Origin of the sequence: Natronomonas salinimetallica (genome assembly GCF_013839515.1) — an archaeon.
Taxonomy (GTDB): Archaea; Halobacteriota; Halobacteria; order Halobacteriales; family Haloarculaceae; genus Natronomonas.
The window spans coordinates 1-11,908 of the sequence record NZ_JACDNQ010000022.1 but is presented as its reverse complement, the minus strand read 5'-3'; the positions used below and the strand labels follow the sequence as shown (position 1 = coordinate 11,908).

Below are 11,908 nucleotides of genomic sequence, written 5' to 3'. Positions count from 1 at the left end.
GCTCGCTTCGCTCGCAGGGACGTGGTTACGGCCACCCGATAGATGGGTCTCCAGTATCGAGTGCGGGAAGAAGTGGGCCGGCACGAATTTGAATCGCCGTGGAGCGAAGCTCCACGAGCCCCTGCTCGCTTCGCTCGCAGGGACGTGGTTACGGCCACCCGATAGATGGGTCTCCAGTATCGAGTGCGGGAAGAAGTGGGCCGGCACGAATTTGAATCGTGGTTACGGCCACCCGAAGGCCGAAGGATACCAAGCTACCCCACCGGCCCGCACTCGAAGTAACGTCGCTGGGTCGTTTAATCCTTCCGAAAGGACGGCACCCGAACGGGCCGATCGCGGACGGACTGCCGGCGGTATCACGCACCGGACCCACCGGAGTACTCGGTGTACCCGTCCGTATCGAGGTAGTTGTGAGCAACGGTGATCGCCTGATCGGCGTGGAGCGCGTCCGGTCCGAGCGAGACCCGTTCGTCGGCCGACGCGTCGAGCAGGTCTGCCTCCGTGGCCGTGAACTCGTGGTGATCCGAGAGGACGAAGACGGGGTCACTCGGGGGGGCACCGTCGACGATCGGCCGTCCCGCGGCGTGGAGTTCGACGAGCGTCGCCCCCGGATCGAGGCCGTTTACAACCGATTCGAGGGTTCCCTGCCGGATCGAGACGCCGGGCGAGGGATGGGCCGCCATCGATCCGATCGCCCCCTCGCGGGCCTCGAGGGCGTCCCGGATCCGCGCCGCTGTCGAGCGCTCGTCGGGGTTGAGTCGCCTGACGTCCGACCCCTCGAAGCGGACCACGTAGCCGTCGACGACGATCGAGACGCGGACGTCCTCACGGACGTCGTGTGAACACAACAGCGCGCTCGTGACGCACCGCGAGAGCAGATCGAGGCGGCCAGTACCCGGGAGATCGTCGAGGCTGACCTCGGCGTCGGCGGTGAGGTCGTGTGAGCGGACGATGAACTGACGCATACGGGGCGTGGGGGCGGCGTTTATAAATGCACCCCGTTTCCGCCGACCGGCGTGGCCCGGCCCCCAGCCGCTTTCCGTATCGGTTACCAGGTCAGGCCCTCGTAGGTGATCCCCTCGCGGCGTTCGACGACCCGGCGGCCGTCGACGACGACGGGATCGGCCATCGCGTCGAACTCGGCGTCGAGACCGGCGAACTCGGGCCACGCGGTGACGACCACGGCGCCACGGCTCCCCTCGAGCGCCGCCGCCGCCGAGTCGGCGTACTCGACGTCGGGGAACTCCTCGGCCATCGCCTCGGCGGCGCGAGGATCGTAGGCGATCACCTCGGCACCGCGTTCGAGGAGCCCCTCGATCACCGGCTTCGCGCGGGTTCCGCGGACGTCGTCGGTGCCGGGCTTGAACGCGAGACCCAACACGGCGACGCGTTCGCCGTCGACGTCGACGTGGCGATCGAGCAGTTCGAGCAGGCGTTCGGGCTGGCGGTCGTTGAGGTCGATCGCCGCCTGAACCATCGCCGGTTCGTAGCCGACTGACTCCGCACCGGCGACCAGCGCGGCGGTGTCTTTCGGGAAGCAACTCCCTCCCCATCCGACCCCCGAGCGCAGGAACTCGCCGCTGATACGCGAGTCGAGGCCGATGGCGTCGGCGACCTCGTAGGCGTCGACGCCGAACGCCTTGCAGACGTTACCGATATCGTTTATCAGGCTGACCTTCGCCGCGAGGAACGTGTTGTTGGCGTATTTGATCATCGCCGCCTCCCGACGGCCCGTTTCGACGACCGGGATATCCCAGTCGCTTATGAGTGGCTGATAGAGTTCGGCGAGGCGATCCAGCGCGCGCTCGTCGCCGTCGGTCCCGATCACGATCCTGTCGGGTTCCATGAAATCCCGTACCGCGCTGCCCTCCCGCAGGAACTCGGGATTGGCTGCGACCCCGACGTCACCGCTTTCCGTCCCCTCCGAGGCCGCTTCGATCGCCGAAACGAGTTCGTCTTCGAGCACGTCGGGTAGGACGGTCGATTTGACAACGACGAGGTGGTAGCCTTCCTTCTCGGCGATCGCCTCCCCGACGTCCTCGGCCGCGGCGAGCAGGACCGACGCGTCGATCGAGCCGTCGGGCTTCGCGGGCGTTCCGACCGCCAGGAAGGTGAGATCGGTCTCGGCCGCGTCGGCGTGGGCCGTCGTCGCCCGCAGTCGACTGCCGGCGTAGGCCGACACCAGCGAGTCGAGCCCCGGTTCGTGAATCGTCGTCTCGCCCGCGTTGAGTCGATCGACCGTCTCCTCGTCGACGTCGATCGCGGTCACATCGTGGCCCAGATCGGCGAGACACGCCGAGAGGGTCGTCCCGACGTAGCCGCTTCCGACGACGCTTACGTTCATACGCCGCCGTTCGCCGCCGGGGGGTTTCAGCGTTGGGCTCTCCGTCCGGTGAGGGATCAATCAATCAAAAACGCGTCTGCAACATCGCCGTGCTATCCGCTCACGGCTGTCGTCGCGCGGCCGTTCTGCGGGCCAGTGTGAGGGTTATTCGATGTGGCCTTCGCGGCGCAGTTGGTCGGCGTCTTGACTGTCGTAGCGCCACTCGATGTTGGCTTTCTCGTCCTGCCAGTCCCAGGGTTCGACGATGACGGTGTCGCCCTCCTCGATCCAGACCCTGTATTTCATACGACCGGGGATCCGGCCCATGCGGTTCTTGCCGTCCTCACACTGCACCCGGACGTGGTTCCCACCGTCGTGTTGGGTCACGACCGCGAACAGCTCGTCGTCGTTGGGCATTCGCAGATTTTTGCGCCCTGTCTCTTCGCTCACGGTATATATACGCTCCCCCGGCATTAAAGTGGTTCGGGAGCAGTGGGACCTCGTGACACGGCGACACCGAGCCGTGTGAGATCGGGGGACGTCGTGCTTCGCTCCGGGGGGCCGCCGTCGGCTCGCGTGTTACTCTCACCCGCTCTCGACCCGTTTGACAACCCTTTAGCGGCGCGTTCGACTCCACTACTGTAATGAGCTACACGATCGGACTCGTCGGCAAGCCCTCTGTCGGCAAGTCCACCCTGTTCAACGCGGCGACGATGAACGACGTCCCGGAAGGTGCCTATCCCTTCACGACGATCGACCCCTCGATCGGCGAGGCGTACGTCCGTGTCGACTGCGCGGGGCCGGAGTTCGGCCACGACTGCACGCCGAACCACGGCTACTGCGCCGACGGCATCCGGTTCGTCCCGACGAAACTCGTCGACGTGGCGGGGCTCGTCCCCGGTGCCCACGAGGGGAAAGGCCTCGGCAACCAGTTCCTCTCGGACCTCAACGAGGCCGACGTGTTGATCCACGTCGTCGATTTCACCGGCCGAACCGACATGGAGGGCGAACCGACCGAGGGCCACGACCCCCGCGAGGACATCGACTTCCTCGAAGCCGAACTCGACATGTGGTATCTCGACATCCTAGAGAAAGGGATCGAACGTTACCGATCGGGCTACGGCGGCGAGGAACGGGCGATCGAGGCCGACCTCGCCGAGCAGATGTCGGCGTTCGGCATCAAAGAGGAGGCACTCAAGCAGGTGATCCTCTCGCTCGATCTGGCGCTCGATCCGGACGCCTGGGACGAGGCGGACCGCGAGAGACTGGCCCGCGAGATCCGGATCCGAACGAAGCCGATGGTGATCGCGGCGAACAAAGCCGACACCGAGGCTGCCCGAGAGAACTACACCGAGATCACTGCCGATCCCGACTACGAGCACCTGACGATCGTTCCGGTCTCGGCCCACGCCGAAAAAGCGCTCAAGAACGGCGAGGAAGCCGGGCTGCTCGACTACCGACCCGGCGACGACGGGTTCGAAATTCTCGGAGACCTCCCCGAGGAGAAGCGAACCGGGCTCGAGCAGATACGCGGGTTCCTCGACGAGTTCGGCGGGACCGGCGTCCAGCGGGCCATCGAGACGGCGCTGTTCGGGGAGTTGGGCGCGATCGCGGTGTTCCCCGGCGCGCGAACGCCACAGGACGACGGCTCCTTCCTGCAGGACTGTTTCGTCTTCCCCGGCGGCTCGACCGCCGAGGAGTTCGCCTACTTTCTGCACACCGACATCGGCGAGGGCTTTTTGCACGCCCACGACGTTCGCACGGAGCGACAGATCGGGGCCGATACCGAGTTGTCCCACCGTGACGTCGTCGAGATCACGACGACGAACTGAACGGTCCGACGGACTCGAAAGACGCGGTTCCGGAGGCGGCTGCCGGGCGCGAAAGCCCCAAGACCGCGAGGGCCGACCGATACGTATGCCATCGCGACTCCCCGCGCCGCCCGAGGCGGGATTGATAAACGGACTCCGGTTCGGGACCGATACGATGCGGTTTCTCGACGGGATCCAGGCCCGATACGGCGACGGGATTTCGGTTCCGATCCCCGGCAGGCCCCCGCTCGTCGTTCTGACGGGACCGGCGCTCGTCGGCGAGGCGCTCGAACGCCCGGACGATTTCCGGCGGATTCCCGCCCAGGACGCGGCCGCGATGATCGCCCGGAACGGGCTGGTCCAAAGCGAAGGCGAGTTGTGGTCCCAACAGCGTTCGGTCATGGCCCCCGCCTTCGGCGGCCAGCAGGTCACCGCCTACGCGAACACGACGGGCGAACGGATCGAAGCACGCGCGGCGCGCTGGGCCGAGCGCGGTACCCACGAGACGAACCTCCACCGCGAGATGACGTCGCTCACGGTTCGGGTCGCCTCCGAAATCCTCCTTGGAACCGACATCGGCACGGCCCAGGCCGATCAGTTCCACGAGTGGATGCGGGTCGCGGGCGAGGAGTTCGAGTTCGGTATCGACACCGTCCTCCCGGAGTGGGTGCCGATGTCGGTTTCGGGGGAGTTCCGCGAGGCGGCGGCGGGCATTCGCGAGCTGAGCGAGGACCTCATCGAGCGGCGTCGGACCTCGCTCGCCGAGGGCGAACGGCCCGAGTCACGGGACATGCTCACGATGCTCCTTCGGGCGGCGGACGACCCGGACGTCGACTACCCGGACAACCAGATCCGCGACGAGGTGGCGACGTTTCTCATCGCCGGCCACGAGACGACCGCGTTGAGCCTCACCTACACCCTGAGTCTGCTCTCGTGGCACCCGGAAGCGCGCCGTCGCGTCCGCGAGGAGGCTGCCGAAGTGCTCGGGGACGGGCCGTTGACCCACGACGACCTCACGGAGTTGTCGTACACGAAACGGGCGTACCGGGAAGCGCTCCGGCTGTATCCGCCCGCGTGGGCGGTGTTCCGCCAGGCCAACGGCGACGTCGAGTTGGGCGAATACGTCGTCGAGGACGGGTCGGCCGTCATCATGCCGTTTTGGTCGATCCAGCGCGATAGCCGCCACTTCGAGAGCCCCGAGGCGTTCGATCCCGACCGCTGGACGCGACGCGATCCGAACGCCGTCGACGCATACAGGCCCTTCTCCAGTGGCCCCCACGCCTGTATCGGGCAGGGCTTCGCGTTGGCCGGCGCGACGCTCGTCCTCGCGCGGATCGCCGGGGCGTTCGACGTCGACGTCCCGGAGACGGCGCTCGAAGACCTCCGGTTGACCCCGACGCTGCGTCCCGCCGACGGCGTCCCCGCGACGATCACCCCGATCGAGTGAGGGATCCGGCGGCCGAGTCCGCCGAGCGGCCGGCCCGTCGTCGCCCCCGGCGAGGACGCCCCGTCTTAGTGGTCCTCCAAGAGCGCATCGTCCCCGTACTCCTCGCGGAGACGTCGGAGGGACGCGCGCTGCTCTCGCACCCGGTCGGGGAGGTCGGCGTAGGCGTCCTCGAAGAGGTCGTCGGGATCGCACTCGACGTCCGTCGCGCGATCGATCGCCTCCGCGACGGTCTCTTCGATCCCGGTCTCGATCGTTTCGATCGCCTCGTCGTCGAGGCTCCCGCGCTCGCGAAGGAACGTCTCCAGCCGCGGGATCGGGTCCCAGCGCTTCCAGCGTTCGAGTTCCTCGTCGTCGCGGTAGACCGAGGGGTCGTCGGCGGTCGTGTGGGCACCGAAGCGATACTGGACGGCCTCGACGAGCGTCGGACGTCTCGCCCGGCCGGTCGCGCCCTCGGGCGGACTCGCGTCGGGGTCGCGGGCGCGCTCTGTGGCCTCGGCGACGACCTCGTAGGTCGCGAGCGGATCCATCCCATCGACGCGGACGCCCGGGAAGCCGTAGGCCTCGGCTTTGTCTGCGAACGTCCGACTGGCGGTCTGGGACTGGGCGGGCACGGAGATCGCCCACTTGTTGTTGTTGCAGATGAATACCGCCGGGACGTCGAAGACGCCCGCGACGTTGAGTCCCTCGTGGAAGTCGCCCTCGCTCGTCGCCCCGTCGCCGAGGTGACAGACGACGACGCTGTCGTCGCCCCGGAGCTTCGAGGCCCACGCCATCCCCGTCGCATGCGGGACGTGTGCGCCGATCGAGATGTTCAGCGGCGCGACGTGGTGTTCGGTAAGCGTCGCGTTCCCCGCCTCGTGGCCCATCCAGTAGCGGACGTAGTCGGCGAGGCCGCCGCGGTCGATGACCGCGCCGTGCTCGCGGTACTGATAGAACACCCAGTCGTCCTCGGCGAGGGCGTACATCGAGCCGAACTGGGATCCCTCCTGTCCGGCCGAGGAGGCGTACGTGCCGAGTCGTCCCTGCCGCTGGAGGCTTATCATCCGCTCGTCGAAATGCCGCGAGAGCCGCATGTCGCGGTACAGCTCCAGAAGCCGTTCCTCGGACAGCGGTGGTTCGTAGCCGCGCTCGAGTGGCCGGCCGTCGGCGTCGAGGCGTCGGTGGACGTCCGCGTCCTCGAAGTCCATATCGGGGTAACCGACCGCGGGAACATAGCTCTGTGGTCCCCGCTCGGAAACGAAGCGCTATATATAAATCCATCGCTCACGCCAGTACGGACATGACCGACTACGTCATCGACGACGAACATCAGCTCTCGCCGGTCGTCGTCGGGACGACCCTCGTCTTGATCGCCACGTTCGGACTCGGGCTACTGTACCAGCTCGTCGGGCTCGTGGTATAGCCGCCGGGATCGGATCGTGGTATAGCCGCCGGGATCGGATCGGGGGCGTCTGCCCCCGTACTCACCGATCGAGCCGCGTCGAGACGTACGGCCCGTCCTGGTAGTAGCCGAGTTTCTCCCGGTAGTACTGTCTGGCTCCGATCCCCGAGATGACCGAGAGCTTCCCGAAGCCGGCCTCGGAGGCCATCCGCTCGGCCTCCCCGAGGAGCCGGCGGCCGTACCCTTTGTGTTGGTGGTCCTCGCCGCTCTCGTCGCCGACGGCGACCTCGCCGCCGTAGACGTGGAGTTCGCGCACCAACGCGGCGTCTTCGAGTTCCGCGCCGGTCGACTCCGAACTCGGATGCGACGTCCCGCCCGGCGAATCGCCGGGGAACCGGAGCCGGCAGAAGCCGATCAACAGGTCCTTTTCGAAATCCTCGATCGAGATGAAGTGCTCCGTCCCGCCGGCCGCCTCGTAGCTGAGCGTGTCCAACTCGGCCTCGCCGGGGGCTTCGTCGTTCATGCCGACCTCGCGACAGCGGACGCACTCACAGCTCCAGCCGTGTTCGTCCATCCGCTGTCTCGCCAGTTGCCGGAGGTTCGACTTCCAGACGCCGGCGTCGATGAAGTCCGCCGGTATGTCGCGTTGGACGCGCTGGAGGCGGGTGTATCGGGGGATGAGCGATTTGATCTCGGCGACGAGGTCGGCGGCCTCCTCGTTCGTGAGGGGGTCGTATTCCTCGTTGCGCCACATGTCGTAGGTGACGGTGTCGCGGACGACGAGCGTCGGATAGATCTTCAGGTAATCCGGGCGCCAGTCGGTGTTCTCGAACAGCTCCCGGAAGTCCTGTAGGCACATCTCCTTCGACATCCCCGGCTGACCGGGCATCATGTGGAAGCCGACTTTGAACCCGGCGTTTCGGAGCCGGCGGTTCGCATCCAGTGAGGCCTGTATCCCGTGGCCGCGGTGCATTTCGCGGTTGATACGCTCGTAGGTCGTCTGGACGCCGACCTCGACTTTCGTCCCGCCCAGCCGCAACATCCGGTCGATCTGTTCGGGGTCACACCAGTCGGGTTTGGTCTCGAAGGTCGTCCCGATGTTCCGGATCCCGTTCGTCTCGTTTTCCGCGATCACGTCCTCGAGATAGCGGAACTCCGTCGTCTCGGGATCGGGTTTGAACGACTCTGTTTCGCTCGGCGTGGGTGGGGCGTCGGGGTCGTAGTCGTTCATCGCCTCGAGGGCGCGCTTGAGGAACCACTCCTGGTAATCGTGGCTGCGGGCGGTCATCGTTCCGCCCATCAGGATGAGTTCGACCTTGTCGACCGGGTGGCCGATCTCACGCAGCTGGTGGAGCCGGAGGGTCACCTGCCCGTACGGGTCGTAGTCGTTTTGGACGCCCCTGGCGGCCGCCGGCTCGTGGCCGGTATAACTCTGTGAGGAGGAGAACTCCGAGGCGGGGCCGCCGGGACAGTAGAGACACTTCCCGTGCGGACACATGTGCGGGGAGGTCATGATCGCGACCGGGGAGACGCCCGAGGCCGTCCGGACCGGTTTTCGACGAAGCACCGGCTCTAACTCCTCGCGGTGTTTTTCGGGGGCGTAATCGAGCACTTCCGTGTTCTTCGGGACCTTCGGCGAGGAGTGCTCCCGGCAGGCGTCCATCTTCGCACGTTCGAGGTCCTCACGGTCGATCTCGTCCGCGAGAATAGATTCGACGAGCGACTCACAGACGCGCTCGAACGCCTCGGATTCGGCGGGATCGACGTCGGTACTCATTCGCTACCGACACAACGGGATCAGACGACAAATGGCTAGCGGTTACGAGCGCCGGCCGCCATCGAGACGGGGGCGTCGGCGTTTCCGAGCGGTTCAGGCCGACGGGGCCGCGATCGAGGCCGCGGCGGCCTCGACGACGGCGTCGATGACGGCCTCGCGCTCGCCGGCGAGGAACTCGATCTTCGGCTCGCGGGCACCGGGGTTCGAGACGCCGGCATCCGGCACTTCGGCGGCGAGGTCGGCGACGACGGCATCCAGGTCGAGTGCGCCCTCGGTTCGGACGTGGAGTTCGTCGGTGCCGACGCCGATGACGATCGTCGAGTCGAGTCGGCGGTCGAGTTCGTCCAACAGGAGCCGCGTCGGCGGGAAGTCATAGCGGTGGGTATAGGCGTCCGTATCGAGGACGCTCACCGAGACGCCCGCTTCGGTTCGCTCTTCGAGGTTCGGGACGACGGTGTCGAGTTCGGCGTCGAGTTTCGTCACGAACTGCTCTGAGACCTGTGCCGCGAGGCCGGTCCGCGTCTCGAACAGCAGGTCGATGATGAGTTCGCGTTTGTCCTCGTAGGACTGATAGTACGCCTCCAGGGCGATCGCCTCCCGAAGCTGCTTCGTCGAGGCGGCATCGATCCCGGCCTCGGTGGCCGCGTCGACGTACGTATCGGGGGCGTCACTCCAGTAACTGATCGCCGGCAGGTGACGGAGGTCCCCGCGGACGTCGCCGTTGACGGCGGCGGCGAGGGTGGCCGCGACGGTCGAGGCCGTCCGGGTCTCGGTGGTGACGAGTGAGTCGGTCCGACCCGTGACCGCGTCGTCGGCCCCCCGGCCATCGAGTACGATCCGCGGGGCGTCGTAGATGTCCAACAGGTCGAGTCCGTCGGCGGAGGCGGCCGTCGATCCGGCGGCGGCGAAGACGAAAAGCGGGATCTTCTCGCCGTGGCGGTCCTTGTCGCCGAGCATTCGGGTGGCGTCCTTCGTCGCATCGTTCATGTCGTAGACGCCGTCCTCGAGCGGGCGACGGTCGAAGTAGTGATACACCGAGTCGGCGGTCCCGTGTTCGGCCTCGATAAGCGGTAGCACGGCCCGTTCGATCGCCGCGCCGGCGACGTAGCCGTCCGTGGTCGCGTCGTGTCGGACGACGATCGGGCGGGAGTCGATGACCGCACGGCGGATCTCCGTCGCGACGGCCTCGATATCGTCGGTGATCGCGTCGATCTCGGGATCCTCGGCGATGGGCTCGAACGCCTCGGGGCTCGCACGATCGTCGAGGGCTTCCTCCATCCGAGTCTCGACGGCGGCCCGTGCCTCCTCGTCCAGTTCCTCGATCGAGTCCGTCTCGACTTGGATCTCCTCGCGTCGGACCCGAACCTCTCCCTCCAGGCGGACGACGTCGTCGGTCTCGATCTCGGGGTAGGCCCGGACGCCGGCTTCGACGAACGCCGCACAGTCGACGATCCCCGTCTCGTCTTTGAGTTCGAAGACCGTCGGCCCGGAGGTCTGTCGAACCGAATCGATCGTGCCTTCGAGTTGGACCGTCTCGCCGACGTGGTCCCCGATGGAGTCGACCGTGACGCGACCGGGGTCGACGGCGATCTCGCTCAGTTCGGCGTCGCCCGGGTTGCCGCCGGTCTGTTCGTCCGCACCGCCGGTCGTCCCCGGCTCTCCGGGGGTGTGGCCGGTCTCGGCCGGTGGCTCCGTCTCGTCGACGGCCGCTTCGTCCCCGGATGGCTCGGCCGCCTGCTCCGGCTTAGCGGCCTCGGATTCGTCGGTCTCGGGTTCGGGTTCGGATTCGTCGGTCTCGGGTCCGGGTTCGGATTCGTCGGTCTCGGGTTCGGGTTCGGATTCGTCGGTCTCGGGTTCGGATTCGTCGCTCCCGGCCTCCGTTTCGGGGTCTGAGAGCCGATCGCCCTCCGGCGTCTGGACGAGCTGTCCGCGGAAGTCCTCGGGCGACTGCCGGATCGACCAGTTGAGGTCGATATCGCCGTTGTCACGGACGTTGTTGACCTGGACGCAGACTTCGTCACCGACCTCCCAATCGAGGCTCTCGAGACGGCTATCGAGTTTGCTCCGGTGGAGAAGCCCAGTTACGTTCCCGATGTTGATGAACACGCCGAAATCGGCGTACCCGTCGACGGTGCCGACGTAGAAACGCCCGGGTTTCAGTTGCGACGGTTGGTTGCCCTCGAACTCGAATACGACGTCCTCCTCGTGGACCTCACAGATCGGTCCGTCGGTCGACGTACCGCAAATGATACAGTTACCCATTAGCGGAACACAACAGTCGGGGCTTAAAACGGTTGTCGGAATCGGTGCGAGGAGCGATCGGGGGTCGCGAGGGGATCGGATATCGACCGGTCGCACGGATCGCTGTACCGACGTACCGGTCACCGCCGGCACGGTGTGGGCGGTGAGCGCTCCCGGACGACAACCGTTCGTATCATACTGACGGACAAAAGAATGTACACACGACGCACGAGGATCACGCCGCTCGACGGAGCGAACGGCGGATCACTCGTGAGTCGGTTTTATTTGATTTCGTCCACCAGTATCAGTCGTCGGCGCCGACGTTCTGTGTCGACTCGATCGTCCGGGGGTCGGGTTCGATTCGCCCGTATTCGACCATTCGCCGGCCGAGCACCTCGAGCCGGTCGCGGGTGCCGCCGTCGATGGGTTCTCCGTCCTCGAAGCGGTCTCTCGCCGCCGGAATCGCTACCTGGTGCGGGACGACCCAGGCGTTGAGCGCCCGCGCCACCGATCGGAGGTGTTCGAGCGTCGTCGTCGGGAACGATCCCCCGGCGACGCAGAGCACTCCGACCGTCGTGTCCTCGAACTCGTCGAACCCGCAGTAGTCGAGGGCGTTCTTCAGGGCCGAGGAGTACGAGCCGTGATACACGGGTGTGCCGAGGACGATCGAGTCGGCGGCACCGATCCGCGCTCTGAGTTCCGCCGCGTCTCCCGCGCCGTCCGCGTCGGCATCGAACACCGGCAACGAGAGCTCACGGAGGTCGATACAGTCCGTTTCGACGTCGTCGAACGCTGTGGCGGCGGCCAGGACCTTCCGACAGGCGGGACGCGTTTGACATCCTCCCCGCGCTGAAGCGCGAGGATTCCAGCGCGGGACAGCGGGCCAGTCCCGTGTCCCCGCTGGCAACTTCTCGCCTGCCGAACGGGG

At 66.7% G+C, this 11,908-nt stretch carries 10 protein-coding genes and 1 tRNA gene; 3 read left to right on the top strand and 8 right to left on the bottom strand.

Features of this window, described 5'->3' with window-relative positions:
• Positions 1-196: 196 nt before the first annotated feature.
• The 4 genes from HZR14_RS13765 to eif1A form a co-directional block, all read right to left on the bottom strand.
• Positions 197-269, bottom strand: a tRNA-Pro gene (locus HZR14_RS13765).
• Positions 270-356: 87 nt separating this feature from the next.
• The gene (trmY, locus tag HZR14_RS13760; RefSeq protein WP_181693451.1) at positions 357-965 is read right to left on the bottom strand and encodes a tRNA (pseudouridine(54)-N(1))-methyltransferase TrmY; all 609 of its coding nucleotides are present in this window, start codon (positions 963-965) and stop codon (positions 357-359) included.
• A gap of 83 nt (positions 966-1,048) precedes the next feature.
• Positions 1,049-2,344 carry a UDP-glucose 6-dehydrogenase AglM gene (aglM, locus tag HZR14_RS13755; protein WP_181693450.1) on the bottom strand — a complete coding sequence of 432 codons (1,296 nt, stop codon included), beginning with the start codon at positions 2,342-2,344 and terminating at the stop codon, positions 1,049-1,051.
• A 144-nt stretch (positions 2,345-2,488) separates the two neighbouring features.
• A complete protein-coding gene (gene eif1A, locus HZR14_RS13750; RefSeq protein WP_181693449.1) occupies positions 2,489-2,773 on the bottom strand; it encodes a translation initiation factor eIF-1A in 285 nt (94 codons plus the stop codon).
• Between the two features lie 194 nt (positions 2,774-2,967).
• On the opposite strand from eif1A, the gene HZR14_RS13745 reads away from it, so the two are divergent.
• The gene (locus HZR14_RS13745) at positions 2,968-4,155 is read left to right on the top strand and encodes a redox-regulated ATPase YchF (protein ID WP_181693448.1); all 1,188 of its coding nucleotides are present in this window, start codon (positions 2,968-2,970) and stop codon (positions 4,153-4,155) included.
• Between the two features lie 85 nt (positions 4,156-4,240).
• Complete coding sequence (locus HZR14_RS13740; RefSeq protein ID WP_181693447.1) at positions 4,241-5,581, top strand: cytochrome P450; 1,341 nt, start codon at positions 4,241-4,243, stop codon at positions 5,579-5,581.
• Between the two features lie 65 nt (positions 5,582-5,646).
• Here the strand turns inward: HZR14_RS13740 and pdhA are convergent, their stop codons facing one another.
• On the bottom strand, positions 5,647-6,768 hold the full coding sequence (gene pdhA, locus HZR14_RS13735; RefSeq protein WP_181693446.1) for a pyruvate dehydrogenase (acetyl-transferring) E1 component subunit alpha: 1,122 nt from the start codon (positions 6,766-6,768) through the stop codon (positions 5,647-5,649).
• A 92-nt stretch (positions 6,769-6,860) separates the two neighbouring features.
• On the opposite strand from pdhA, the gene HZR14_RS14525 reads away from it, so the two are divergent.
• On the top strand, positions 6,861-6,983 hold the full coding sequence (locus HZR14_RS14525; protein WP_255479284.1) for a hypothetical protein: 123 nt from the start codon (positions 6,861-6,863) through the stop codon (positions 6,981-6,983).
• A 61-nt stretch (positions 6,984-7,044) separates the two neighbouring features.
• Here the strand turns inward: HZR14_RS14525 and HZR14_RS13730 are convergent, their stop codons facing one another.
• The 3 genes from HZR14_RS13730 to HZR14_RS13720 all read right to left on the bottom strand — a co-directional run bounded on the left by HZR14_RS13730 (position 7,045) and on the right by HZR14_RS13720 (position 11,887).
• Positions 7,045-8,739: a tRNA uridine(34) 5-carboxymethylaminomethyl modification radical SAM/GNAT enzyme Elp3 gene (locus tag HZR14_RS13730; RefSeq protein ID WP_181693445.1), complete on the bottom strand. Its 1,695-nt coding sequence runs from the start codon at positions 8,737-8,739 to the stop codon at positions 7,045-7,047.
• Between the two features lie 93 nt (positions 8,740-8,832).
• Complete coding sequence (locus tag HZR14_RS13725) at positions 8,833-11,001, bottom strand: OB-fold nucleic acid binding domain-containing protein (protein WP_181693444.1); 2,169 nt, start codon at positions 10,999-11,001, stop codon at positions 8,833-8,835.
• Positions 11,002-11,284: 283 nt separating this feature from the next.
• Positions 11,285-11,887, bottom strand: a complete 603-nt coding sequence (locus HZR14_RS13720) for an NADPH-dependent FMN reductase (RefSeq protein ID WP_181693466.1) — start codon at positions 11,885-11,887, stop codon at positions 11,285-11,287.
• Positions 11,888-11,908: the final 21 nt, after the last annotated feature.